The sequence below is a fragment of the Bacillus sp. 37MA genome (genome assembly GCF_000372765.1).
Lineage (GTDB): Bacteria > Bacillota > Bacilli > Bacillales > Domibacillaceae > Domibacillus > Domibacillus aminovorans.
This window is the reverse complement of record NZ_KB889752.1, coordinates 441,241-466,858: the sequence shown is the minus strand read 5'-3', so window position 1 is coordinate 466,858 and position 25,618 is coordinate 441,241. Positions and strand designations below refer to the sequence as shown.

Sequence of the window (25,618 nt, the reverse complement as noted above, 5' to 3'; positions counted from 1 at the left end):
ATACCTAATATTTCCTCACGTTAACAAATTCAAACGTGTCTGGCTCCACAATAAAACCGACCTGTTAAGGAACAGATCGGTTTTATTTCGATATCGTCTAGCCAGTGTATCTATACAAAATCGTCAATAGTGGACTGGCTAAGCAAATGACGTTTCACTTTATCCTATTAAATTGTACAGACGGATGTTTTCGTGTTTATCCTGGAACCAGCGCAGCGCAAAATCATTTTCGAATAAAAAGACGAGTTTGCCTGCACGATCGCGAACGAGCGTGCTTCTCGATGATGACATGGAATCTTTAATGTCTTCTTCATTTTCTATCCAGCGTGCAATTTTCGATCCGATTGGTTCCATCCGTACTGCCGAATTGTATTCACCTAGCATGCGGTGTTCGAACACTTCAAACTGAAGCTGGCCGACCGCACCGAGAATGTATTCTTCTGTACGAACCGTTTTGTATAATTGTATGGCACCTTCTTGAACGAGCTGATCGATTCCCTTATGGAAACTTTTTTGTTTCATCACATTTTTAGCGGCTACTTTCACGAACAATTCCGGTGTAAACTGAGGCAATTTTTCATATTGAAAAATCGGTTTACCACTAGTGATCGTATCACCAATCTGATAATTACCTGTGTCATACAACCCAATGATGTCGCCACTTACTGCTTCATTGACCGTACTCCGGTCATCCGCAAGAAATTGTGTGGACTGGGATACTTTCGTCGTTTTTCCCGTCCGTGCAAGTGTCACAGCCATCCCACGCTCAAATTTGCCTGAGCAAATACGTAAAAAGGCAATCCGGTCACGATGAGCTGGATTCATATTTGCCTGTATTTTAAAAATAAAGCCCGAAAATTGTTCATTTAACGGATCAATTTCACCGATGTCGGCTGTACGCGGCTGTGGCGCCGGCGCAAATTGCAAATACGTTTCTAAAAACGTCTGCACGCCAAAGTTTGTCAAGGCGCTGCCGAAAAATACGGGTGACAATTCACCGGAATCAATTTTTCCCCGTGAAAAATCATTTCCTGCTTCATTAAGCAGCATAATATCGTCCATTGCTTCTATATAATGGGATGTTTGTTTAATCGGATGATCTTCGGCAATATGTCCCTCTTCATCAAGCGATAAAAAACGATCGGCTTCTTCTGTCCGGAACTGTTCGACCCGTTTGTTATAGCGATCATAAATGCCGAAAAACTCTTTTCCCATCCCGATCGGCCAGTTCATTGGATACGACTGAATGCCGAGAACTTCTTCTAATTCTTCTAACAGTTCAAGCGGCATTTTCCCCTGACGGTCAAGCTTGTTAATGAATGTGAATATCGGAATGCCTCGCATACGGCATACTTTAAATAATTTTAATGTCTGTGCTTCAATTCCTTTCGCCGCATCGACAATCATGACCGCACTATCTACAGCCATAAGCGTTCGGTACGTATCTTCACTGAAGTCTTGATGCCCTGGTGTATCCAAAATATTGACATTAAAATCTTTATATGCAAACTGCATAACAGATGATGTAACTGAAATACCACGTTGCTTTTCAATTTCCATCCAGTCAGATGTCGCAAATTTCCCTGACTTTTTTCCTTTCACCGTTCCCGCATCTCGAATTGCGCCTCCAAATAAAAGCAGCTTTTCGGTCATAGTCGTTTTCCCAGCATCCGGATGAGAGATAATCGCAAATGTCCGTCTTGATAATACGTCTTCTTTAAATGATGTCATACTCTTTCTTCCTTTCCATTCTTACACATTTATAGTCTGTCAATTCAGATAACATATATAGTAAGTGTTTTTACTTTTTACGTCTTTTTCAAACAGTTCAATAGCCGACGGATTTAATTATAAACTAGACAGATGTTTTGTGTAACTAAAAATTAAGGAGTGGCCTTGTTGACGTATGTATGGGGATTATTCGACATATGTATCGTTCTTGAAATCGACTTTCTTTTTTCAACGAATGGATATCATAATTAATTGGCCGTTTATTTTTTTAAATATTCAGAATATATTTTCATTGACTTTTTTGGTTTTTTATTTAGGATAGCGGGAATACATAAACCAACACAGTATTACAATTTAAATTTTTAGGAGGAAAAAATCATGGGCTTTATTATGTTCTTAATCGTCGGTGGAATCATTGGCTGGCTTGCAGGACTTATTCTAGGTAAAGACATTCCGGGTGGAATCATTGGCAATATCATTGCAGGTATTATCGGCGCATGGATTGGTGGCGCACTCTTCGGCAATATGGGTCCAGACATTGGTGGTATGGCGATTATTCCAGCTTTAATCGGTGCGGTTATTCTCGTTGCTATCGTAAGCTTCATCCTTAAAAGAATGCGTCATGCCTAATCACAAAAAAGTGTCACTCCGCTCAGGCGGGTGACACTTTTTTTATGTTAATGTTTGAAATGCTTGGTCAAAGTCACGGATTAAATCATCCGGCGATTCAAGACCTACTGACAAACGAAGAAGACCGTCTGTTATGCCACGTTTATTCCGTTCTTCTGGCGGCATCGCGGCGTGAGACATTTTTGGCGGATACGATAAAATTGATTCAACCGCACCAAGACTTACGGCAAAAACCGGAATCTTTACATTGGCGCTAAACTGACGAACAGCGTCTTCATTTTCAAGTTCAAATGATAAAACAGCGCCTCCCCCTGATGCCTGGCGGAAATGTATAGAATGACCTGGATGAGCAGCCAGACCTGGATAATACACATTTTTCACGCGCGGATGCGAAGCTAAATAATTTGCTATTTCAGCCGCACCTTTTTGTGATTGTTCTAGCCGGACAGACAATGTTTTTAATCCACGCAGTACGAGCCAGCAGTCCTGTACTCCTAATACGGCACCAAATGAGTTTTGAAGCGCATAAACCTTTGATGCGATGTTTTCATCCTTTGCGACAGCAAGACCTGCTAACACATCGCTATGGCCCGATAAGAACTTCGTTGCACTGTGTAAAACAAGGTCGACTCCGAATTCGATTGGACGCTGCAATACAGGCGTTAAAAACGTGTTATCAAGGAATGTTAGACAGTCATTTGCTTTCGCAAGTTTGACGATCCCTTCAATGTCGGTCACTTTTAAAAGAGGATTGGACGGTGTTTCCATGTAAATAACTTTCGTATTTGGCTGAATCGCTTTCGCAACTGCATCGAGATCCGTCATATCAACGAATGTATGTTCAATACCGAATCGTGTCAATACCGCTGTTACCATGCGGAATGTGCCGCCGTATACGTCTTCTGTTACGACGACATGATCTCCTTTAGATAATAGAAGAAACGCGGTTGAAATCGCCGCCATGCCGGATGCAAACGCAAATCCGCGTACGCCTCCTTCTAGTTCCGCAATCGCCGCTTCAAGTGTTTCACGCGTCGGATTTCCAGACCGGCTGTAATCGTACTGGCCAAATGAATCAAAATCGGATTGGTGAAAGGTTGATGCGTGCTGAATCGGTACACTAACTGCCCCTGTATGCGGATCAAATTTATGGCTGTTATGAAGCAATTTTGTTTGAAATGTATAGTCGCTCATCTAATCATCCTTTCATCTTTTCAAATGCTTGCGTTAAATCCCCCATCAAATCTTCCACGTGCTCAATACCGATTGAGAAACGCAGAAGCTTATTACAGATACCATTTGCGATTCGTACATCTTCAGGAATATCCATATGTGTCTGCGTCGCAGGATACGTAATGAAGCTTTCTACGCCCCCAAGGCTTTCCGCAAATGAAATTAACTTCATATTTCGCAAAAATGTATTGACCCATTCTTCCGATTTTAAACGAAATGAAAGCATCCCACCTTGTCCGGGATATAACACATCTAAAATATCATCGTGTGTTTCTAAAAACGCAGCGATTTTTTGCCCATTTTCCGTGTGCTGCTTCATACGCAGGCTGAGCGTTTTCATCCCGCGGGCAAGCAGCCAGGAATCAAACGGTGACAGCACCGCACCAATCGCATTTTGAAATTCAAATACTTTTGCCGAGAGCTCTTCTCCTTTTACTGCGATAAGTCCAGCAAGTACATCATTGTGACCGCCTAGATATTTCGTCGCGCTATGGAGAACGATGTCAGCCCCTTGCTCGATCGGACGCTGCAGCACCGGTGTATAAAACGTATTATCAACAATTAAAATTAAGTTATGTTCTTTTGCAAAAGAAGCAACTGAAGCAATATCTGTTTCCTTCATTAATGGATTCGTTGGTGTTTCTAAGAAAATGGCTTTCGTTTTATTTGAAACGTGCTTTTTCGTTTTAGTCAAATCCTCAAAGCTGTCGTATGTAAATGCCAGGCCGAACTTTTTCCATCCTTTTTCAAACAGACGGTATGTGCCGCCATACAGATCAGCTGAAACGAGAAATTCATCACCCGGCTCAAATAAAGATAGCAGCGTATGAATGGCTGCCATGCCAGATGAAAAAGCAAAACCTGCATCCGCTCCTTCCAGGTCTGCAATCGCTTTTTCAACGACTTCACGTGTCGGATTGCCAGTACGTACATAATCGTACCCCGTTGACATACCGATCCCTTCGTGACGGTACGCTGTAGAAAAATAAACAGGCGGATTAATTGTACCTGTTGGATTATTTGTCCGGTTGCCAATTTGCGCTAATTTCGTTTCAATATTTGTCATCACTATCGCTCCTTTTCATAAAAAAACAAGCCTTCATGGAAGAAGGCTTGTTTTTACACTTCTTCTCATCTCCCGGACGGTGTCGGTCCGCTGGATTTAGCACCTTTGCCCTGCGAGGCCGGTTGCTGAAGCATCATCGGGCCAGTCCCTCCGCTTCTCTTGATAAGGTATGTTTAATTAGTCTTATTTTTTAAATGTACAGGAAAATGAGCTCAATGACAACCTTTTTATTGTATAAATTGTTTGTCAATCAATGCAGCAAATTCCTTTACCACTTCTTCATTAATATCTGCTGTATACGTAATCCGTTTCCATGCGCTGTCAACGATATCTACAGGCAGTTCCTGTTTCGTCGTTTCTTTAATATCTGCAATCGTTAACGTTTTTGTTTCATCCGGGTTACTATTAATAAAGTCAATCGCTTTTTCATGGACACTAACAATTGATTGAACAAGCTCAGGGTTTTTCTCTATTTTATACGTGTTATACTTTGAAATTGTCAACAGCTGTGACAATATCGAATAAAAAACTCATCTTTCTCAATTCTTTATGTATAAACAAAAGTTTACAGCATATAAATATGGAGATTATAAATTTTCTTTAATTAAATATTAATCTTTTGTAAATTTTATGTTAAGATATATACATAAGTATTGACAAATGGATTGGAGGAAGGAGTGTCATGTGTTATGACAGTAGCTGAATTTTTTGGAGGAGTCGAATATTCTGTTACACAATTTGCTGTGCAGCTTACGAAAGAAACAGAGGAGAAAATCGCAAAGCGCGAATTGTTTTACAAAGATCAGATTACCCGCTACATTGATCACCGCGCAACATTATTCATCCAATCATTACCCCTCACTTTGGCCGTCTCAGCGGTAATGAAAAAAGAAATAAAAACACATGTTCTTTTTAAGCTGAAACCGGTTATGAACCGTCATATCGTATTCCAGGTAGTAAACTAAAAAAGAGACGCTTCGCAAATTGCGAAGCGTCTCTTTCATGTTGTTAAAATAAGATGGAGTGCTTTTGCATGAACAGTAACTTGAACCGGGGTTGTACCGATCTGTTCCCCATCGACCATAATGGAAATCGGTCTATCAGTATCGATTTTCACGACTTTCCCTTTTTTATAGGTAACACCCTGCTTCAAAACAGGGGTACCACGCAATAGTGCCGGGAACAGCTGAAAGAGAATATTTCTCCGCTTCACTGTATGAAGCATCGTTACATCTAATACACCGTCTATCGGGTGTGCATACGGACAAATAACGAGTCCCCCGCCGTAAGATGATGTGTTTCCGCAGGCAAGTAGCCACGTTTCATCTGATACGAACTTGTCATTGTCAATCATGATTGTGCTTTTAAATGGTTTAAATAACAGTGACGATAAAATCGTTCCGATCATATAAGTAAATGAACCGGCCCCTATCTTATTAAACCACTTTTTATAAAATGCTCTATTTATACGCTCCGCAATATCTGCGTCAAGTCCTGCTCCTGCGACCGTTAATCCATAGCTCGTATTCACTTTCATTACATCAATCTGTTTTCGTTTGCGGGCGGTAAGCAACTGATCTACAAATTGACCTGGATGATCCGTTAAACCGAAAATGCGGGCGATATCATTTCCTGAACCTGCTGGTAAAACAGCGATCGCTGTATCCGTATAGACAACATCCTGCAAAATAGCATTGACTGTTCCATCACCGCCAATGACCACTACGGCTTTTACTTTAACTTCCTGCATTTTTTGCCAGACAAATTCACGTGCCGATGCTTCCGAACCGCCGATCAGTGCATCGTACTGGACGTGCTTCTTTTTTAAGTGCCGTTCCACTTTTGTCCAAAGTGACCGGGCGTTCCCACTTCCTGATGATGGGTTGACAATAATAAGGTAAATATGGACCACTCACTTCTTTATGACAAGTATGACTTGAGTTGTTTATTATTTCACATCCACTTGATGCTCTTCATGTTCATGTAGTCCTTCGTCATTTTCAACATGAACTTTCACGGTGAACGCACCTGCTTCTGTAAATGTGTAGGCAGCTGTATATTCGCCTGGACTCGTTTCTTCCGCATCAGCCCATGTATGTTTTTCAGTATTGCTGTTGTTCCAAATCTCATAGCGGACTTGGGCTTTTTCCAATGGAGCTCCTTCATTTTCCAAATGGGCTGTTAGAATCGTTTCTTTTTCAGCTTCCACACCGTCAGGCTCCATAAAATGCATAGAAAAGCCTGTCTCACTTTCTCCATGTTCATGCTCATGAAGCTCTTTTTCTTCCTGAATAGCTTCATCATGAGCAGCACCCGTTCCAACCGTAACGGACTTTTTCGGCATCGTGTGAAGCCCTCTTGCTGTTACGTGCACTTGCACTGTAAAAACACCATCACGGTCAAATGTCGTTTCCGCTTCATACGTACCATCATTATTATTTTTCGCTTCAATCATATTGCTTTCTTCTTTTGCTCCTTCTTCCCACACTTCAAACTCCACTTTATCTGCATCTGCTACTTTTTCGCTTCCCTGTGTCACAACTGCTTTCATTGCTATTTTCCCATTTACTTCAACAGTTTCTGGAACTTCAAGCTGGACCTCAATCGCCTGTGGTACTTCAGATTCCTCCACTTTTCCTTCTTCTCCGCTGCACGCAGAAAGCACAGCTATGACTAAGGCCAACATAATCATCCAATATTTTTTTTGCATATGTACCCCTCCCCTGCTTTTATTTATCTCTATTTTAAAGGCAGCATCAACCTTACCTATTTTATCTCATTTACCAACTAAAATCTCTATCATTCTATCGTCTTACTTTTAATGTTTCATAAATCGATGATGATAAAAAGAAGGAAGCACACATGAACATTCTTTTTCCTCCCAAGGGTCTAACACTTTGTTTCCAAAATGAGAGGTCATCTTCAATCCAAATTTGTGCATTCCTAACATAAAAATTCCTGCTAACTGTTGATCATACTTCATATTAAACGGAGATGGAAACAGCTCCTGAGCAGAAGATGAAGATGGCAGACAAAGTTCTAATGTGAGTTGCATAAGATTAGGATTACTCACCCCATCTATAAAAGCACTGAAAATGAACAGTAAACAAGCAGGCATTAGGATCATCCCGTTCAAAAATGCATATCGTTTCCTTTGACCTTTACAATAGCGTTGATTCGGATCTGGGGATGCAAGAGGCCACCACATACTAAAAGATAACGCTATTAGCAGCAACATATAGCCATTATGGAGAAAGGAATGTTGCAGAATCACATCTAAAACAATTGGTAAATGATAGATAAAAAATAATACAGCAAAAACAATTAAAGATATCATTGGTGGTAAAAAAAACTTACTTATTCCTCTAACGAGTGAAATTTTCCGTACTTTCTGAAATAATGATTCAGGAATCCCTAACAAAAAAACAGGAGGGATAATAAAATATAAAATACTCATCTGAATCATATGCATACTGAATGAGAGATGCCCCATTGCTGATAAAGGACTGGCAATAGTTACGTAAAATAGAAATAAACTGAAGAAAAAGAGAAGTGGTTGTTTTTGATACATTTTCGTTTTTGTAAAGGCTTTCATTAATATAATATATAGTACAGCTACACAAATAACGCCTATTAAATAGGGGGGATTCCATAACGATTGACCGCTAAACAATATTTCAAAAAACATGCTATCACTCCTTTTGTTCTAATCGTGTTAAATTTTGTTATCCTCTTATTCTATTAGCCTTGTTTATTTCTTCTATAACGTCGTTATATATCGATAATCGATCATCCTATAAAATGATGTCATTCATCTTACATACTAAAAAATACTAGTACTTATAGGTTTTTGTATAATGTCATCGATTAAGATTGATCATATTAAACTCTATGTTTTAAGTATTGTAAAAAACGGAAAGCTGTTATAAATGTTGTTAAACAACAACATTTATAACAGCTTTCATTGATTATACTATTCGAGCAGAAAGGGATGTTGACATTGAGCATTCACCGTCTTCATTTATAAAAATAGCCTTGAATTTCTCATTAGTGAGAAACATCAAGGCTTTATATCGTTCATTATTCTCTTTCTTTTTAATTGCTGCCTTCAACAGCCGCTTTCAGTTCTACAGCGGCCTGTTTTACGTCATCTGCAAGGCTAATCGTTGAAATCACCGAAACACCGTCTGCGCCAGCAGCAATAACGGGCGCTGCATTATCAATGGTAATACCGCCAATGCCTACGATCGGGATAGTAAGATTTTGGGCCCGCATCGTTTTAATGAGTGCCGTTCCTGCAACTGGCCCCGTATCGGTTTTCGTACCTGTCTGATAAATCGGACCGGTTCCGACGTAGTCTGCACCGTCTGCGATTGCTTTTTTCGCTTCGTCCATCGTATGAACGGATACACCAACGATGCCTCCGTTTATTTTTCCCCGGACGCTAGAAGCTGCTTCGTCTTCCTGTCCGATATGTACACCATCCGCGCCAATTTCAACGGCCAGTTCGATATCATCATTTACAATAAACGGAATATTTGCTTCTCGACAAAGAGCTTGTAGACGAACAGCCTGCTCTTTTTTTGCGCTTCCTGCCAATGCATCTTTTCCCTTTTCACGAAATTGGAACATTGTAATACCGCCGTCAATCGCTGCTTGCAATGTCTCTTCAATCGACCGTTTACAGTTAGGTGTGCCTGCGATAAAGTAAACGGCCAGTTGTTCTCTTTTCATTAGCATCCACCCCGCTGCCGGTACGCCCAGTGATTCGTCGGACCGTGCCCGCTGCCGATGTTAATTCCATCTTCAATCGCCGCCTGAATAAATTGTTTCGCCATTTCAGCTGCTGTTCGCACAGATGCACCTTTCGCTATCGCTGCTGTCATCACGGCAGAAAATGTACAGCCCGTTCCATGCGTATCTTTCGTGTCAATTCGCTTTCCTGTAAATGTGTGGAACTCTTCACCATCGTACAGCAAATCATATGTCACGGCTCCTTCGTCATGTCCGCCTTTAATGAGCACATTTTTCACACCGAGTGCCGCAATCACCTTCGCTGCCTCTTTCTTATCTTCCTCTGATCTAATCGTTCGCTTTGAGATCACTTCTGCTTCCGGGATATTCGGGGTCACGACGAGCGCAAGCGGCAGCAATTTTGTTTTTAATGCTTCCATCGCTTCTTCCTGTAATAGCGGCGCGCCTCCTTTTGCGATCATGACTGGATCCACGATAACATTTGTAAAATGATGTTCTTTTATTTTCATTGCGACTGCTTCAATAATGTCAGCCGAGAATAACATGCCCGTTTTCAATGAATCTACGCCAATATCCGACGCAACCGCATCAATCTGCTTCTCAATCGCTTCCACACTCATTGGGTACACACCGTGAACGCCAAGTGTATTTTGTGCAGTGACAGCTGTTAATACGGATGTGCCAAATACACCAAGCTCTTGAAATGTCTTTAAATCGGCTTGAATACCTGCTCCACCCCCACTGTCCGAACCAGCAATGGTTAATGCTTTACGAATCGTCATTGGTTCCATTCCTCCCATTTCGCCTGTTGAATGATTTCATCTCTTCCTGTTAACGATAATTCATTTAAAAACGCTGTGGCAAACGTACCTGGACGATTTGGCCCTGATGTTTCTACTGCGCGCTCGGCTGCTACCCCGTAAAAGATGAGTGCGGCGGCCGCTGCTTTTGCATAGTTTTTTTCGACTGCACAAAACGATGCGATCACTGAACCGAGCAGACAGCCCGTTCCTGTCACACTCGTTAAGATCGGATCGCCATTTTGAACAATAAATGATTCATTTCCTGCAACGACATCTTCCGCTCCTGTAATAACGCACGTGACGCCGAGCATTTTTTCTGCTTCTTTTGCAAGATGACGAACATTCGCATTTCCGCCGCCATCCACGCCTTTTACTTGAACCGATTGTCCACATAAAACCGCAATTTCACCGGCATTTCCACGTAAAATGTCCACATTTACTTCCGCTAAAATTCGTTTTGCACTTTCGGTCCGGTATGGTGTTGCACCTGCTCCAACAGGGTCAAATAACACCGGAACACCCGCTTCGTTCGCTGCTTTTCCTGCTAAAATCATTGCATCGACTTTCGATGCTGTTAACGTACCGATGTTTAACACAACTGCACCGGCGATTTTCGCCATATCAGCTGCTTCTTCCACTGCATCTGCCATGACCGGTGAGGCACCGAGTGCAAGCAGACCATTAGCCGTAAAGTTTGTGACGACTGTGTTCGTTAAATTATGTACGAGCGGTTTATTTTTTCTGACATGTTCAAGCAATTCTGCTGCAAATACATTGTTCATCTGTTTCCATCCTTCCTACTTTTTAAAAATGTTTGTTTTCTGTAACCGAATGGCTACGATGACACCAAGAATAGAGCCCGTTATACTGCTGATGAGAAAGGCTGGCATAAAAAAGAGGGCGGCTGCTTCCATTCCTAAAAATAGATTTGCTATTGGTACAGATACAAGAGATGCTATTACACCCGTTCCCATGATTTCACCCGCTGCCGCAAATGAAGGCTTCTGCCATTTCTTATAAGCATAACCTGCGAGCAGCGCGCCAATCATACTTCCAGGAAACGCAAGAAGCGAACCGATCCCTAACAAGTTTCGAACAACAGCTGTCATAAAAGCAATGACAAGAGCTGGACCTGGTCCAAGCAAGATCGCAGACAACACATTGATAGCATGCTGCACAGGATACGCTTTGGCCACACCCGCCGGGAACCAAATAAATGTGGCGCCAAGTACAGAGATGGCTGTCAACAGTGCCATGATCGCCATATTTTTCGGTGAAAACATAAAATTCCTCCCATACAAAAAACCAGATCAGCAATACGTCTGATCCGGTTTGTCGTCAGTGATTGCTACTTCCCTACGCCGGTATTAACCGGATCAGGTAGTTGGGGTTAGGATAAGAATTCCCTCTCAGCCATGATATTGGCACCCCCAGTAGTCCTGTTTATTTTTTCATTAATTTTTGTACGGTCACAATAAGTTCTTCAATGACTTCAAGATCGCCTTCTTGAATGCGTTCAGTCACGCATGTTTTTACATGCCCTTCTAAAAGCATCGCTGCTACACTGTTTAATGCAGACTGTGTCGCGGCAATTTGCGTAACGATATCATCACAGTACATATCTTCTTCAATCATGCCTTTTATTTCGGGAATCTGCCCTTCAATGCGGTTCAGACGTGTCACTAAGTTTTTCTTGACACTTTCGGGATGGTGGCTTTTCTGCTCTTCGGCGGCACATGCCGCGTGTTCTTCCATCATGGCCGTCAACTCCTCTTATGCCAACTATAATAACATAAAAAAGACCGGCGCGGGGCCGGTCAACATTGATTACGCTTCAAATACGGTTACTTTTTTCATTTTGTCGCCTTGTTTCATGTTTTTAGCTGTTTCTAAGCCTGATGTAACCTTTCCAAAAACAGTATGAACTCCATCTAAATGAGGCTGTGGCTCATGTACTAAGAAGAACTGACTTGAACCTGTATCTTTCCCTGCGTGAGCCATTGATAAGCTTCCTGCCTCATGTTTGTTAGGATTGTTGGCAGTTTCACATTTGATCGTAGTGCCGCTTCCGCCCATTCCTGTACCTGTAGGATCGCCGCCTTGACTAACAAACCCCGGGATTACTCTGTGAAATACAACGCCATCATAAAAACCTTCATTCGCCAATTTTTCAAAGTTAGCTACTGTGTTAGGAGCATCCCCTGGGAAAAATTCAATCTCAATTTTTTCGCCATTTTCCATTTCAATCGTACCTTTTTTAGCCATAACAAACATCTCCATTTCAGATAAAATTAATCAGTCTTCATGATAACATTATTAGCGTCATAAAAAAAGCAGAGAGCTTTTTATCATGCCTTTACCTTCTATGACTCATAATTTTTGTTTTTTTCCATAAACATTTTACTCCTACCTTTTTGTGAAATGTTTTCCGCTTTCAAGATGACTCTTTTTTTCATATAATAGAAGTATTCTAGAAAAGGGAGTGTGATAGTGATGAAGACACGTCCCGGATTGCTGTGGAAAGCAGCTGTATTGTTTTTACTGCTTGCAGCCGGTGTATTCTGGTATGTACAGAAAACAAATGTAACGACCGTTATTCCATTTTCGTCAGTGGAAAACATTATCCAAAAAGAAAAGGGACAAGAGGTCGGGCTAGAAGAACATCCAGATGGTACTCTTCATATTTCCACGAAAAGCGGAGAATATACGTCTTATATTTCGCCCGGAAGTACAGCTGTGGATCGATTGAATGAAACGTACAATATTCGCTACGAATATGTAAAAGCGGAGGCGTATGAAAATTGGATCGCCATTGGTTTCATTTTAATCATTGCAGGAATCGGGTTTTATATTTATCGCAAGAAAGGCGGCGTTGGTGTTGCCCATTCAATGAAAAATAGTGTCTCTCATGCCCGTCCACTGCCGAATATCACATTACAAGACGTTGGTGGTTTGTCAGATGAAATGAAGGAAGACATCTTGCAAACACTTTCCATATTGAAAGAAAAAGACTTGTCCACACGACTTGGCATCGAACCGCCACGCGGCATTTTATTGTACGGGCCACCGGGTACGGGAAAAACATTGCTTGCCCAAGCCATTGCTCGTGAAATGGGTGCTTCCTTTTTCTCATCAAGCGGATCAGCTTTTACCGAATTATTTGTCGGCGTCGGCGCATCACGTGTTCGCAATCTGTTTAAAGAAGCCCGGAAACAAAAACCAGCTGTCATTTTTATCGATGAAGTGGATGCGCTGGCTGGCCGCCGGAAAACAAATGGCGGTGAAGAAGGTGAAAAAACATTGACCGAACTGCTCGTACAGCTCGACGGCGGCCACGATAACGACGGGCTGCTCTTCATTGCTGCAACGAACCGGAAAGATATGCTGGATGAAGCGTTTCTTCGTCCCGGCCGCATCGATTTCTCGTTTCATGTGACACTTCCCGATGCAAGAGGCCGGAAAGAAATTATCGACATTCATGCGCGCGGCAAAAATATGGCGGACAACGCCGCCGCCATGCTACATGATTTAGCTGAAGCAACCGTCGGCTTTTCCGGCGCTGAACTGTCTGCTTTATTTGAAACAGCTAGCAGAAGTGCGATCCGGAGTGGCCGTGACACAATTGAAAAGAAAGATTTTGACTATGCGCTTGACCGGACCATTCTCGGCACGTCAACGCGTCCGCTCGCCGATCCAGCTACGAAACGGCGCGTGGCGATTCATGAAGCGGGACATGCTCTTGTTGCCGCACTCACAAAGCCAGGTTCCGTCCGAAAGGCGACGATCATTCCGCGTGGACATGCCCTTGGCTATGTAGCACCTGTTCCGAAAGAGCTTCACTTATCAACGGCAAGTGAACTCATTGACCAAGTAGCGATGATTTTATCCGGTGGTGTAGCAGAACGGCTTTATCTCGGTGAACATTCCATCGGTGTCAGCGGTGATGTGCAGCAAGCGAAACAAATTTTAGTACGGATGGTGGATACCGGTATTTTTCAAGATCGGTTTACCATTACATTCCGACAATCCGACAAAGAAACAAAAATGATTGAATTGTTTGAACTGGCATTAGCACGTTCCGAAACCCTTATTGAAGAACACCGAACGGCGTTTGACCGGCTCGTTGAAGCACTGATGACGCAGGAAACACTTGAAGGAATTGAAATCGAAGCGCTTATTCACCAATTTTAAAAAAGGAGGTCTCCGAGTGCCGGAGACCTCCTTTTTTCGTTAAAGTACTTTGCTTAAAAATGCTTTCGTTCGTTCATGCTGCGGCTTATCAAACAGCGCTGTCGGTTCATTTTGCTCGATAATGTAGCCGTTATCCATGAAGATGACGCGGTCCCCCACTTCACGAGCAAAGCCCATTTCATGTGTGACGACGATCATTGTCATTCCGTCTTTCGCCAGCTGTTTCATGACCTCAAGCACTTCGCCGACCATTTCCGGGTCAAGTGCAGAAGTTGGTTCGTCAAATAACATAATTTTCGGCTCCATTGCAAGCGCACGTGCAATCGCCACACGCTGCTTTTGTCCGCCAGAAAGCGACTCGGGATAAGCGGATGCTTTTTCTGCAAGACCGACTTTCTCCAGAAGCCCCATTGCTTTTTCTTCTGCTTCTTTTTTCTTCATCTTACGCACGTTCATCGGTGCAAGCGTAATATTATCAAGAATCGTCTTATGCGGAAATAAATTAAAGTGTTGAAACACCATACCAACATCGGTGCGAATGGTATTGATATTTATGTTTTTATCGGTTAAATCTTTCTCATCAATGAGGACTTGACCCCCGTTAATCGTCTCAAGCATATTTAAACAACGAATAAACGTTGATTTCCCGGAACCGGATGGCCCAATCACAACAACGACTTCCTGCGAATCAACATCCAGTGAAATATCTTTTAAGACTTCATTATCCCCAAACGATTTTTTTAAGTTTTTAACGGATATCATCAGTTTTCATTCTCCTTTCAACGTAGTTCATCAAGTACGTAAGAGAAAGTGTCAGCACTAAATAAATAAGGGCCACGGTCAGGTACGGTTCCCAAATACGAATATACTGCCCGGCTGCTGCACGGCCCCAATACATGAGCTCCGGCGCCGCAAGAACGGATCCGAGAGAGGATTCTTTTAACAGGACGATAAATTCATTGCCGAGCGGCGGAATAACGCGTTTCACTGCCTGCGGTAAAATAACAAGTTTCATGGCTTGCACGCGCGTCATTCCGAGAGAACGGGCCGCTTCCATCTGCCCTTTATCAATCGATTGAATACCTGCACGAAAAATTTCCGCAATGTACGCCGCGGAATTTAATGAGAGTCCAATAATGAGAGATACGAGTGGATCCGAAGGTGACATAAACATCGGCACAATCCCAAAATGGATAATTAACAATTGAACAAGTAATGGCGTCCCCCGAAAAATATTAATATAAATATTAAATGGCAGCCGAATAAGTTTATTCGAGGACATATTACCAAGAGCAATAAACAAGCCTAGAATAAGACCTATTAATATGCCAGCAAGCGACACGCCAATTGTTACGGCCATTCCTTTCAAGAAAAACGGCATGTAATCCTGAACGATTTCAAAACGAAAATCCATACTATTTTTCTCCTTTCTTCCGCCAAAAACGGCTGTCCATAAAAAAGGGACAGCCGTTTTTGATTTTTATTTATTGCACCGCTGCTTCTTTTAATACATCGAGGTTTGGCTCTTCGTCAAACCATTTTTTATAAATTTCCGTGTACGTTCCATTTTCATAAAGTGTGTTTAACGCTTCGTCAAACTCTGCTTTCAATTCGCTGCCTTTCGGGAAAACAATTCCATAGTATTCTGGCGTAAATTGCTCGTCACTGACTGTTTTAACGCCTGCATCTGGATTGTTTTTCACATATTCAAGTGCAACTGCAATATCCGTCACGACCGCCTCTACGTCACCGCTTTGAAGCGCCTGAAATGTCAGAGCTGCTGCTTCATATTTTGAAATAGAGCTGTCATTCTTACCGACAATCGCTTCTGCTGCAATTTGACCTGTTGTCCCGTTTTGAACACCAATCTTCTTTCCTTTTAAATCTTCTGCCTTCGTAATATTCGTACCCTCTTTAAAGACAATCATGCTGACAGATTCAAAATAAGGGCTTGAGAAATCATACGTTTCTTTTCGCTCGTCTGTGATGGTGACACCAGACATTCCGATATCAAGCTGATCACTTTGCAACCCTGCAAGCATCGCATCCCAGCCTGTATTTTTAATATCGACTTCATATCCCGCTTCTTCTGCCGCTGCATTAAGAAGATCCACGTCAAAACCGGATACTTCGCCTTTATCCATAAATTCAAACGGGGCAAAAGTTGCTTCCGTTCCAACATTTAATACTTTTTTATCTTCTGAACCGCTTTGTTGTTCGCCGCCGCTTCCACATGCAGACAAGAGCAGTGAACAACTAGCAGCTATCGCGATTGTTGCTTTTTTAATTGTGAATGTCATGATGATAACCCCTCTGTTTTTTTGTATACTAAAATAATAACGCGTTATCAATCGTATTTCAATCATTTTTCGCCGAAAAACTTATTTTTATGCATTAATATTCATTTAAATCGACATATTCCCGTTAATTTCCTTGATTGGATGAATAAATTTTGCATAAATAAAGAATTTTCAGATTTATAAACAGTCGTAAGCATGCAGGGATGCATCGTGAATCATTTTGACAAATGAGGGACCCACTCGATATAACGGTTTTCTACGTATACAAGAAGCATTAAAGGTTCTAAATGATACTATTGAAGAATAAGATAACTCAAGCCTGTTTTTTATTGACAATGATTATCATTCCCCTTAAAATGAGTGTAACAACAACGACGATGGAATGAGGGACGCTCGATGAATGGAATGCTGCATGGACTCAAAGATATCCATATGGTCATTGCGAACAGCCGTAAACTTGGCGGTGCTGCGGAAGCTGAGTCTATTACACTTGCATCCGGTGAAACATACATGAATCCGGTCTTTACAAATGTCGATTTGTCACAGGGAAAATATATTTCATTTAGCTTCATTGCAGAGAACGGTGAAAATGTCACAGCACATGTTGATCAAATTGGTGTGATGAGAGGACTTCGTCACAAGCTCATTTGCCAGCTTAAAAATGTGTCAGTCCGTGAAATGATGACAGAAGAAACACTCCGCTACTTACGTAAACTTTGTGAAGTGAATGAAGGATTTGTAACGAATTCGTTTAAAAAAGAAGCGCTTAAAATCGTTCGTGATGTGAGTGTTGATGAAATCGAAAAACGGGATGTCGTATTGCCGTTTACGGTCGAGAATAATCTTGTCCTGATAGACAAACGCCGCTACGCTTGACAGCTAACGATTCGGGGGCTTTCGATCATTGCATCCTGTAATACTCCACAGCTTCCTTTCCAATATTTAGACTTAACTTAACAAAAATCCGCCCATTATATCTAGGGCGGATTTTTGTTATTTCATCACGGCCTGGCAAGCAAGCCGTTTCGCCGACTGTCCAAGCTTTTTTTGTTCGGCTTCATTTCGCGATGACAGATGATCACTGTCCGACAATATATCAACTGTACAGACGCCGCATGTCCCTTTCCGGCATTTATATTTAATGCCACAGCCTTGCTCGAGTGCACCGTCAAGTAAAATGACGCCTGATTTAACCGGGACCGAGCAAGAAACAATGCCCTGCCGAATCTCAACGACCGGTGCTGTCTTGTCCACTTTTTTTTCTTCCACAACCTGGACAGGCACTTCCCGTACGGTTTCCATTCCTGGAATGAGCGAGCCGACTGTCCACTTCTTCTTATTCATCGTCTTTTGGATCAGCGAATGTACATATGGCAGACGGACGTTTAATGCGAAGTACAGCCGTCTCAAATACACGGAACGGATGATTCATCCCTTCTTCGCCGAGGTAGGCTGTTTCAAAGTCTTCTGAAATAGCAAGATCCAGAATGTTACGCCCTGTATTCACAAGCACACCTGTCTTCCCTTTTAGTACAGGCGACTGGAATACGCCGTCTGTCACAAGCTCACGCACATGCTCAATTTCAAGCACGTTTGTGTCGCGGTGAACACGGTGCAAGAGTGCATACAATTCCGGTGACAAAACGAGGGCATAAGGACCGTTATGGTTCAGCTCCATTAATTTCCCACGTGCATCTACAACATCCTGAAAGGCAGTTCCGGATTCGTACCAATTGCTAATTAAATGTGTCTGGCGTCCTTTAACATTCATTAATCCTGGTATACCAAATTGTTTCGCCCCGTGGAAAATCATTCCATCTTCTAGCAATGCCACATCGCGGGCGGCATTAGATGCGGATGAAAAATCTATTGGTATATCAAGCGTTTTCGCCTGCTCAATATCACGCCAGTATAAAACAAAATCTTTGTATAATAGTGGAATCGTGTAATTTACACGGCGTGCTGATTCAATCTCTGTATCAAATGAACCTTGAAAATCCATATGAGCCGCGCTTTTTTCAGCGAAAACGTCCGTGTGAATGCTTTGTACACCACGTCCAAGCGGGCCATACAATTCAATAAACCGGCGTCCTGTTAATTGTTTTTTCGCCGCTTCAATAATGATGCGGTCCAGTTCATCGAAATCACTTGCTGAAAGTGGTGCGTCCGGATACAAATGAGCTTTATTCATAAAAGTCTCTCCTCCTTATTTCGAGATCAATGATCCAACGGTAAATGAACGTTTCGTTTTTTGAATAGGAGCTTTAGCGGCCGGTGCGGCATGAGCATGATGATCTAAATGGTCACCATGTTCATCGTGATGTGCATGAGGGTCTGTATAACCGGTATCAAAACGGGCATTAATGCCAGCAAGCTTTTCTTTTACGAATTGATAGCTCTTATGGTTCGCACTACGCATTTCAGATAACTTTGCCTGTCTTTCTGCATCTTTGAACTGAAACAAGGCTAGATCAAGATGTTCAACAAAGTTGTGCAAACCAAATTTTTCTAAATTCAGTTCCTGCAGCAAACGGTTAAACGTATTGTTTGATGGGACGAAATCTCCGCCTTTCCCTGCCTGAAATGTTTCAATAAGCGGGATCATTTCAGCAAGACGCGAAAGCCGTTGCTCTTCTTCTTCATAAATATGATGGTAATAAAGCCGTTCATGGTCGTCATTTGCATGATTAATAACCGGATCAAGCATTGCCATAAAGCTCTCAATGTCTTTTTTCGTGTCAGTGAAAATGTTGTAAAATTCAGTTAATTCATCCTTCAACACGTACACCTCCTAATTAATTGCTATCCCTATTATAATCTGTGAAGTGCCCAGGTGGCAAAAATTACAGCAGAAAAGGACAAAAGGAGTTAGTCTACTAGGCCTTTCACTCTTCATTTATATTAAATACACACATTATTTTAAAAGATTAGGCCCGTTATCCAGTTCATTTTAATAGAGGTGAATATACATATACTAATAAATCGGACAAGGGGGGGCATTTGACTTAAGACCCTTTATAAAAAAGGAGAAAGTAAAATGAGCTTCGATATTGGATTGACGATTTTGGTGTTTATCATGACGATGGTTGTCATATTTTTACGGCCAGGGGGAATAAATGAAGCATGGCCCGCATCTATTGGGGCAATGATTATTTTACTGACAGGAAGGGTCTCTTATGAGAATATCACAGATATTATCAATAAAATCGGTGGCGCATCGATTACCATTATAGCCACGATTGTCATGGCTGTCATATTAGAAAGTTTTGGTTTTTTCCACTGGGCAGCTGCAAGACTTGCAAGCTTAGCTAAAGGTTCTGGTTACCGCCTCTATTGGTACATTCAGTTGTTATGTTTTTTGATGACTCTTCTATTTAACAATGATGGCAGCATTCTCATTACAACTCCGATTTTAATTTTGCTCCTAAAAAACCTACGGCTAAAGCCATATGAACAGCTTCCCTATCTTTTAAGTGGAGCTTTGATTGCAACAGCTTCCAGCGCACCTATTGGAGTAAGTAACATCGTCAACTTAATTGCCTTAAAAATTGTCCATATGTCTCTTTATATGCATACAGCTATGATGTTCGTGCCTGCTACTTTAGGGTTGTTGTTTATGTCCTGGTTAATGTTTATCGTCGTAAAGAAAAAGTTACCCAAAACCTTGCCCAATACGATATATGATGTAGAAGATATGTTTTTCACCAAACACTTCCATCCATTAAAAGGAACCCTTTCTGTTGATACGAAACGTAAACGGACAACATTTATGCTAAGGATCTTGTTGTTTGTCTTTGTGATACGATGCCTGCTATTTGTGGCCTCCTACATTTCTGTTCCAATTGAACTAGTGGCTGTTCTTGGCTCATTTGTCCTTCTTGCATGGAGATGGTACCATTTGCGGACAAATCCAATTGATATTTTGAAAAAGACACCTTGGCACATTCTTATTTTCGCCTTTTCAATGTATGTGATCATTTATGGGCTTCACAATGCAGGATTGACAGAGATACTTGTGAATTTATGTAACCCCATTGTAAACCAAGGATTACTTCAAGCGAGCTTTATTATGGGAGGATTAGTGTCTCTATTATCTAACTTGTTTAATAATCATCCTGCCTTAATGATCGGAACCATCACTTTAACAGAAATGGGACTGGACCCTATTACATTAAAAACCATTTACCTCGCAAATATTATTGGCAGTGACATGGGCTCTTTATTATTACCAATGGGAACGCTTGCTTCTCTTATTTGGATGGACATTTTAAGACGTAATAAGATTAAGGTAACGTGGAAGGATTATTTAAGTGTATCACTGATTGTCATCCCAATTACAACGATCGTCACATTGTTTTTACTATTTTATTGGGTTCAAATGGTTTTTACCTGATCGTTTCCTCCAACATACGAGGGAATTCATTTATCTTCACACTAAAACGTCCAAAAGAGTATTTTCTTTTGGACGTTTTTTTATATTCATACTCTTTTTTGAGCAGGGTATACTAATGCTGTACTTTTACTGCTTGAATGTTTTTCATTTTATTATCCCAACAGTTTTGGCTCAGATCAACCGGATATTCTTCCGGATTGAACGCCCGTTTATATTCATTCCAAAGCAGTTCAAGATTTTCACTCGTCAGCTGGCGAATCGATTCAATAGCGGGCAGATCATATACGCGTATGCCATTAAAGAAAATAAGCTCATGCAGTTCACGCGCTTCAAAATTCGTGACAAACTTGCTTACAAACGTATGAACGGGATGAAACATTTTCAGCTTTTCTTCATTTTGTGGAATTTCTTCGTCAAGCGCTATGTAGTCGCCTTCTGCTTTACCGTTCAATTTATTCACGATTCGGTATACACGTTTCAAGCCGGGTGTTGTTACTTTTTCAGGATTAGCTGACAGTTTAATTGTATCACTCATTTCTCCTGTCCCGTCCTCGATTGATACAAGTTTATATACTGCACCAAGTGCCGCCTGGTCATAGGCGGTGATCACTTTTGTGCCAATGCCCCATACATCGATTCTTGCACCTTCTGCTTTTAAATTCATAATGGTATATTCGTCAAGATCATTGGATGCAACAATTTGGGCGTCAGGAAAACCGGCTTCATCTAACATTTCACGCGCCTCTTTTGATAAATACGCCATATCCCCACTGTCGAGACGGATGCCGATAAAATGAATTTGATCGCCAAGTTCTTTTGCCACTTGAATAGCGGCCGGTACACCGGATTTCAATGTATCGTACGTGTCGACTAAAAAGACGCAGTCACGGTGACGCTGTGCATATTTATGAAAGGCGGTATATTCATCTTTGTACGTCTGTACGAGTGCATGCGCATGCGTTCCAGATACAGGAATGCCAAATAGTTTTCCCGCGCGGACGTTGCTCGTCGCATCAAATCCGCCAATGTACGCCGCACGTGTTCCCCACACCGCTGCATCCATTTCATGTGCACGGCGTGAACCGAACTCCATCGCAGATTCGTCCCCCAGTACTTGCTTGATACGCGATGCTTTCGTCGCAATTAGTGTTTGATAATTCACAATATTAAGCAGTGCTGTTTCAATAATTTGCGCTTCTGCCAGTGGTGCTTCGACACGCAAAATCGGCTCGTTTGCAAAAACAAGCTCGCCTTCTTTCATACTTTTTAATGTTCCAGTAAATCGCATTTCTTTTAAATACGACAAAAAATCATCCCCGTATCCGAGAACGCGTAAATACTCAATATCGCTGTCTGTAAAACGAAACTTCTCTAAATAATCAATAATTTTTTCAAGTCCGGCAAAAACACCGTAACCATTACCAAACGGAATTTTCCGAAAATATAATTCAAATACTGCTTTTTTTGTATGTGTGCCATCGTACCAGTACGTTTCAGCCATATTAATTTGGTAAAGGTCCGTATGCAAGGCAAGACTGTCATCTTCATATCGTGACATAATTACTACTCCCTTTTGCTTTTCCATCGCGCTTCATTCCTGTCATCTTACACCTTTTTGCATGTGGCGGCAACCGCTCCTGGGACATTTATTGTCTCTAACAAACAAAAACCCGCATTACACGAGTTTTTTTGCTTCAATATATACGATGTGATGTCCGTCCATTTCCGTCACTTTAAACACCCAATCGTCCTCTTCAATACTATCGTGTAATTCCGTGTCTATTTTGCCCGTTAAAAACCAGCCGCCAAGCGTATCAACGTCTTTATCATCTAGCGCCGTGCCAAGAAGGTCGTTTACTTCTCCAATCAACACTTTTGAGCTAAATAAATAATGATCCTCTTTTACTTTGCGTACTTCTGCAATTTCATCGGCATCAAATTCATCACGGATTTCGCCGACAATCTCTTCTAAAATATCTTCAACGGTCACAAGACCAGCCGTACCGCCATATTCATCAATTAAAATGGCCATATGCGTCCGCTCTTTTTGCATTTTCACAAGCAAATCATGAATGAGTATATTCTCAAATACACGAATAATCGGTTTGACAAACGGACGCAGCTGTTCGACTTTCGGAAGTGGTTCTTCTTTCACCGCAACAGTTAAAATTTCTTTAAAGTTGACCATACCGATCACATTGTCCTTATCCCCGACAATGACCGGATAACGTGTATATTTTTCTTCTTTGACAACCTCAATCACATCATTCATCGTGTCTTCAATGGACAGACTGACCATTTCCGTCCGCGGCACCATTATTTCTTTAGCCATGCGCTCATCAAATTCAAAAATGTTATTCACATACTTTAGTTCATTTTGATTAATTTCTCCGCTTTCATAGCTTTCAGATAGCAGCAGCCGCCATTCTTCTTCCGTATGAACAGATTCGTGTTCTGACGCCGGCTTCAGTCCAAAAACACCGACTAACAGACGGGCAGATCCGTTTAACACCCAAATAAACGGATACATGATGCGGTAAAACCAGATCAACGGAACAGCTAATGCCAGCATAACAGCTTCTGCTTTTTGGATCGCAACTGTTTTTGGCGCCAGTTCCCCGACGACAACGTGCAAAAATGTCACAACGGAAAACGCGATCACAAATGACAAAATCGTCGCTACAGATGGTGCTAGTCCAAATTGCTCAAACAGCGGGTGCAATAGCGCCTCAACGGTCGGTTCGCCTAACCAGCCGAGTCCAAGCGCTGTAACGGTAATTCCAAGCTGACAAGCGGATAAATACTCATCCAAATGCGTTGTGACACGCTCAACTGCTGCCGCACCTGGTTTTCCTTCTGCGACGAGTTGTTCGACACGCGATGAGCGCATTTTAACAACCGCGAATTCTGCTGCAACGAAAAATGCAGTCAGTGCGATTAATAGAGCGACTCCGATTAAATTGATTATCTCCAATGACAAGCCCCGAATAAACGAGGCCTACACCTCCTGTAATATAAAAATAAACCGTTTATTTTATCTTATTATACCACGTTATATATCCATTTAACACAAAATCCGGCTCAGCATCGCTGACCGGACTGTTAGTAAAGTTCGTCTACCGTGACGAGTTCATACCCTTGCTTTTGAAGATAAACGATCACATCTTCAAGGGCATCAGCCGTCGTTTTGTGAATATCATGCATTAAAATAATCGTGCCGTCTCTCGTATCCCGTTTCACAATATCATAAATGGCTTTCGGGTTGTGAGATTTCCAGTCAAGTGTATCGACAGACCAAAGAACAGGTGGTACGCCAATAATTTGATTGACTTGTTCATTCGTCGCTCCATAAGGCGGACGGACCGCAATCGGCGAGACACCAGCCGCTTGTTCAACAGCTTCAGCCGTCATACCAAGCTCTTTCTTTACCGCTTCCACTGTAATTTTCGTTAAATCTTTATGGCTCCATGTATGGTTGCCAATTTCATGGCCTTCCTGAACCATCCGATCCACAAGTTCCGGATAAAAATCAACACGGCTGCCGAGAACAAAAAAGGTTGCTTTCACATCATACTTTTTTAACACATTTAAAATAGCTGTCGTGCTGTCTGGATTCGGACCATCATCAAATGTAAGGGCCACTTTTTTTACATGATTACCGCTGGATGCAGCAATCGTTTCCTGAGCCTGCTGTTCTGCTTCGATATTTTTGGCAAAGCGTTCCCGCCATTCCTTTTTCAAATAAGGATAAACCTTTTTAAACGGTAATCTCGCCTCTTCTAATTCAACTTCATTAAAAGTGAAGACCACATTATGCTCTTCTATATACATATTTGACAGTGCCTGTTCACCCGCGAATTGTTGAGCGACTTGTTTACTTTGTCTTTCTTTTTCTGAAAGAGCATTTTGCAATGCACGTGCAGCTTTGTCCGGATTAATAAATAACTCCCGCGACGTGATCCACTTTTTAGCTGCCACATCTGCGATCCTTGTATCGCATGAAACAGTATTTTTACCCGTTCCGATATATGTGTCTGTCGTGAATAAAATAGAATAAAACCCTTCACCTGCTGGATTAAGACGGAATGTAAGGGTAAATGATGCTGGTTTTTTAGACATTCTACCTTTACTAATCGTATCCAATTCGTCAAAAAATTGTGTTTCTTTTGCCCGGACATACTTTTCTATCTGTTCATTTAAAGTCGATTCTGAAAAAACGGGATAATGAACAGCCATATTATAAAGCTTTTCTTCTGCCACTTTCGTTTTAATGTCCACACCGTCATATTTTGATTTTTTCATTTCTGTTGCCCAAACAATCGTCTCATCCCCGCTGTCCGTTCCTGTCACAAGGAGGTTAGCTGCGATCATAAGTATAAACAGCGTTATACCGCCTAGCGCCACAAGAATTGTTTTTTTTTGTTTCATCTTGCATCCCCTACTATTTAGCACATATTTTGGTTATCACTTCCATTTATCAATTTTAATTAATCTATGAAAATAACACAACCCTTTT

The 25,618-nt window shown here is 41.7% G+C and carries 27 protein-coding genes and 2 riboswitches; of the genes, 5 read left to right on the top strand and 22 right to left on the bottom strand.

All coding sequences use genetic code 11. The features are described 5' to 3' along the window. Nucleotides 1-159 precede the first annotated feature (159 nt). Complete coding sequence (locus A3M5_RS0102515) at nt 160-1,731, bottom strand: peptide chain release factor 3 (protein ID WP_018392178.1); 1,572 nt, start codon at nt 1,729-1,731, stop codon at nt 160-162. A gap of 378 nt (nt 1,732-2,109) precedes the next feature. On the opposite strand from A3M5_RS0102515, the gene A3M5_RS0102510 reads away from it, so the two are divergent. Further along, nucleotides 2,110-2,361 (top strand): GlsB/YeaQ/YmgE family stress response membrane protein, encoded by a 252-nt coding sequence (locus tag A3M5_RS0102510; protein WP_018392177.1) that lies wholly within the window; start codon nt 2,110-2,112, stop codon nt 2,359-2,361. A 42-nt stretch (nt 2,362-2,403) separates the two neighbouring features. On the opposite strand, the gene metC is transcribed toward A3M5_RS0102510, so the two are convergent. The 3 genes from metC to A3M5_RS0102495 form a co-directional block, all read right to left on the bottom strand. After that, on the bottom strand, nt 2,404-3,555 hold the full coding sequence (metC, locus tag A3M5_RS0102505) for a cystathionine beta-lyase (RefSeq protein ID WP_018392176.1): 1,152 nt from the start codon (nt 3,553-3,555) through the stop codon (nt 2,404-2,406). A gap of 4 nt (nt 3,556-3,559) precedes the next feature. Continuing rightward, nucleotides 3,560-4,660: a methionine biosynthesis PLP-dependent protein gene (locus tag A3M5_RS0102500; RefSeq protein ID WP_018392175.1), complete on the bottom strand. Its 1,101-nt coding sequence runs from the start codon at nt 4,658-4,660 to the stop codon at nt 3,560-3,562. Between the two features lie 62 nt (nt 4,661-4,722). After that, a riboswitch (SAM riboswitch) is annotated at nt 4,723-4,829 on the bottom strand. 58 nt (nt 4,830-4,887) lie between these two features. Beyond that, nucleotides 4,888-5,175: a substrate-binding domain-containing protein gene (locus A3M5_RS0102495; RefSeq protein ID WP_018392174.1), complete on the bottom strand. Its 288-nt coding sequence runs from the start codon at nt 5,173-5,175 to the stop codon at nt 4,888-4,890. 174 nt (nt 5,176-5,349) lie between these two features. Between A3M5_RS0102495 and A3M5_RS0102490 the strand changes: the two genes are divergently transcribed. Further along, nucleotides 5,350-5,625 carry a hypothetical protein gene (locus A3M5_RS0102490; protein ID WP_018392173.1) on the top strand — a complete coding sequence of 92 codons (276 nt, stop codon included), beginning with the start codon at nt 5,350-5,352 and terminating at the stop codon, nt 5,623-5,625. A 35-nt stretch (nt 5,626-5,660) separates the two neighbouring features. Here A3M5_RS0102490 and A3M5_RS0102485 read toward each other — a convergent pair whose 3' ends face one another. The 9 genes from A3M5_RS0102485 to A3M5_RS0102445 form a co-directional block, all read right to left on the bottom strand. Further along, complete coding sequence (locus A3M5_RS0102485; RefSeq protein WP_082193827.1) at nt 5,661-6,572, bottom strand: diacylglycerol/lipid kinase family protein; 912 nt, start codon at nt 6,570-6,572, stop codon at nt 5,661-5,663. Nucleotides 6,573-6,608: 36 nt separating this feature from the next. Next, nucleotides 6,609-7,370 (bottom strand): FixH family protein, encoded by a 762-nt coding sequence (locus A3M5_RS0102480; RefSeq protein ID WP_018392171.1) that lies wholly within the window; start codon nt 7,368-7,370, stop codon nt 6,609-6,611. Between the two features lie 108 nt (nt 7,371-7,478). Beyond that, nucleotides 7,479-8,348, bottom strand: a complete 870-nt coding sequence (locus A3M5_RS22095; protein WP_018392170.1) for a cytochrome c oxidase assembly protein — start codon at nt 8,346-8,348, stop codon at nt 7,479-7,481. Nucleotides 8,349-8,755: 407 nt separating this feature from the next. Then, a complete protein-coding gene (thiE, locus tag A3M5_RS0102470; RefSeq protein WP_018392169.1) occupies nt 8,756-9,394 on the bottom strand; it encodes a thiamine phosphate synthase in 639 nt (212 codons plus the stop codon). Then, nucleotides 9,394-10,197: a bifunctional hydroxymethylpyrimidine kinase/phosphomethylpyrimidine kinase gene (gene thiD / locus A3M5_RS0102465; protein WP_018392168.1), complete on the bottom strand. Its 804-nt coding sequence runs from the start codon at nt 10,195-10,197 to the stop codon at nt 9,394-9,396. The genes thiE and thiD overlap by 1 nt, the downstream gene beginning before the upstream one ends. Continuing rightward, entirely contained in the window at nt 10,194-11,000 is an 807-nt protein-coding gene (gene thiM, locus A3M5_RS0102460) for a hydroxyethylthiazole kinase (protein ID WP_018392167.1), read from the bottom strand. The genes thiD and thiM overlap by 4 nt, the downstream gene beginning before the upstream one ends. Nucleotides 11,001-11,015: 15 nt before the next feature. Continuing rightward, entirely contained in the window at nt 11,016-11,501 is a 486-nt protein-coding gene (gene thiW / locus A3M5_RS0102455) for an energy coupling factor transporter S component ThiW (protein ID WP_018392166.1), read from the bottom strand. 53 nt (nt 11,502-11,554) lie between these two features. Beyond that, nucleotides 11,555-11,660, bottom strand: a riboswitch (TPP riboswitch). Nucleotide 11,661: 1 nt separating this feature from the next. Next, complete coding sequence (locus A3M5_RS0102450) at nt 11,662-11,976, bottom strand: metal-sensitive transcriptional regulator (RefSeq protein WP_018392165.1); 315 nt, start codon at nt 11,974-11,976, stop codon at nt 11,662-11,664. 69 nt (nt 11,977-12,045) lie between these two features. After that, entirely contained in the window at nt 12,046-12,483 is a 438-nt protein-coding gene (locus A3M5_RS0102445; RefSeq protein WP_018392164.1) for a peptidylprolyl isomerase, read from the bottom strand. A gap of 228 nt (nt 12,484-12,711) precedes the next feature. On the opposite strand from A3M5_RS0102445, the gene A3M5_RS0102440 reads away from it, so the two are divergent. Next, nucleotides 12,712-14,409, top strand: a complete 1,698-nt coding sequence (locus A3M5_RS0102440; RefSeq protein ID WP_018392163.1) for an AAA family ATPase — start codon at nt 12,712-12,714, stop codon at nt 14,407-14,409. A gap of 39 nt (nt 14,410-14,448) precedes the next feature. On the opposite strand, the gene A3M5_RS0102435 is transcribed toward A3M5_RS0102440, so the two are convergent. The 3 genes from A3M5_RS0102435 to A3M5_RS0102425 form a co-directional block, all read right to left on the bottom strand. Further along, the gene (locus tag A3M5_RS0102435) at nt 14,449-15,171 is read right to left on the bottom strand and encodes an amino acid ABC transporter ATP-binding protein (protein WP_018392162.1); all 723 of its coding nucleotides are present in this window, start codon (nt 15,169-15,171) and stop codon (nt 14,449-14,451) included. Then, a complete protein-coding gene (locus tag A3M5_RS0102430) occupies nt 15,158-15,823 on the bottom strand; it encodes an amino acid ABC transporter permease (RefSeq protein ID WP_018392161.1) in 666 nt (221 codons plus the stop codon). Before A3M5_RS0102430 ends, A3M5_RS0102435 begins: the two co-directional genes overlap by 14 nt. 70 nt (nt 15,824-15,893) lie before the next feature. Next, nucleotides 15,894-16,709 (bottom strand): basic amino acid ABC transporter substrate-binding protein, encoded by an 816-nt coding sequence (locus A3M5_RS0102425; protein WP_018392160.1) that lies wholly within the window; start codon nt 16,707-16,709, stop codon nt 15,894-15,896. 396 nt (nt 16,710-17,105) lie between these two features. On the opposite strand from A3M5_RS0102425, the gene A3M5_RS0102420 reads away from it, so the two are divergent. Further along, nucleotides 17,106-17,585, top strand: coding sequence for a hypothetical protein (locus tag A3M5_RS0102420; protein WP_018392159.1), 480 nt, complete (start codon nt 17,106-17,108; stop codon nt 17,583-17,585). Between the two features lie 117 nt (nt 17,586-17,702). On the opposite strand, the gene A3M5_RS23595 is transcribed toward A3M5_RS0102420, so the two are convergent. The 3 genes from A3M5_RS23595 to A3M5_RS0102405 are packed head-to-tail and all read right to left on the bottom strand — an operon-like array spanning nt 17,703 to nt 19,491. Further along, entirely contained in the window at nt 17,703-18,053 is a 351-nt protein-coding gene (locus A3M5_RS23595) for a 2Fe-2S iron-sulfur cluster-binding protein (protein ID WP_018392158.1), read from the bottom strand. Continuing rightward, entirely contained in the window at nt 18,046-18,900 is an 855-nt protein-coding gene (locus A3M5_RS0102410; RefSeq protein WP_018392157.1) for a family 1 encapsulin nanocompartment shell protein, read from the bottom strand. Before A3M5_RS0102410 ends, A3M5_RS23595 begins: the two co-directional genes overlap by 8 nt. Before the next feature lie 15 nt (nt 18,901-18,915). Beyond that, the gene (locus A3M5_RS0102405; RefSeq protein ID WP_415874126.1) at nt 18,916-19,491 is read right to left on the bottom strand and encodes an IMEF encapsulin system ferritin-like cargo protein; all 576 of its coding nucleotides are present in this window, start codon (nt 19,489-19,491) and stop codon (nt 18,916-18,918) included. A gap of 255 nt (nt 19,492-19,746) precedes the next feature. Here A3M5_RS0102405 and A3M5_RS0102400 point away from each other — a divergent pair, with 255 nt between their 5' ends. Beyond that, complete coding sequence (locus A3M5_RS0102400) at nt 19,747-21,102, top strand: arsenic transporter (protein ID WP_018392155.1); 1,356 nt, start codon at nt 19,747-19,749, stop codon at nt 21,100-21,102. Nucleotides 21,103-21,214: 112 nt separating this feature from the next. Here A3M5_RS0102400 and A3M5_RS0102395 read toward each other — a convergent pair whose 3' ends face one another. The 3 genes from A3M5_RS0102395 to A3M5_RS23590 form a co-directional block, all read right to left on the bottom strand. Next, nucleotides 21,215-22,687: a nicotinate phosphoribosyltransferase gene (locus tag A3M5_RS0102395; protein ID WP_018392154.1), complete on the bottom strand. Its 1,473-nt coding sequence runs from the start codon at nt 22,685-22,687 to the stop codon at nt 21,215-21,217. Nucleotides 22,688-22,777: 90 nt separating this feature from the next. Further along, nucleotides 22,778-24,076: a hemolysin family protein gene (locus A3M5_RS0102390; RefSeq protein WP_018392153.1), complete on the bottom strand. Its 1,299-nt coding sequence runs from the start codon at nt 24,074-24,076 to the stop codon at nt 22,778-22,780. A gap of 128 nt (nt 24,077-24,204) precedes the next feature. Continuing rightward, nucleotides 24,205-25,530, bottom strand: coding sequence for a polysaccharide deacetylase family protein (locus A3M5_RS23590; RefSeq protein WP_018392152.1), 1,326 nt, complete (start codon nt 25,528-25,530; stop codon nt 24,205-24,207). Nucleotides 25,531-25,618 lie beyond the last annotated feature (88 nt).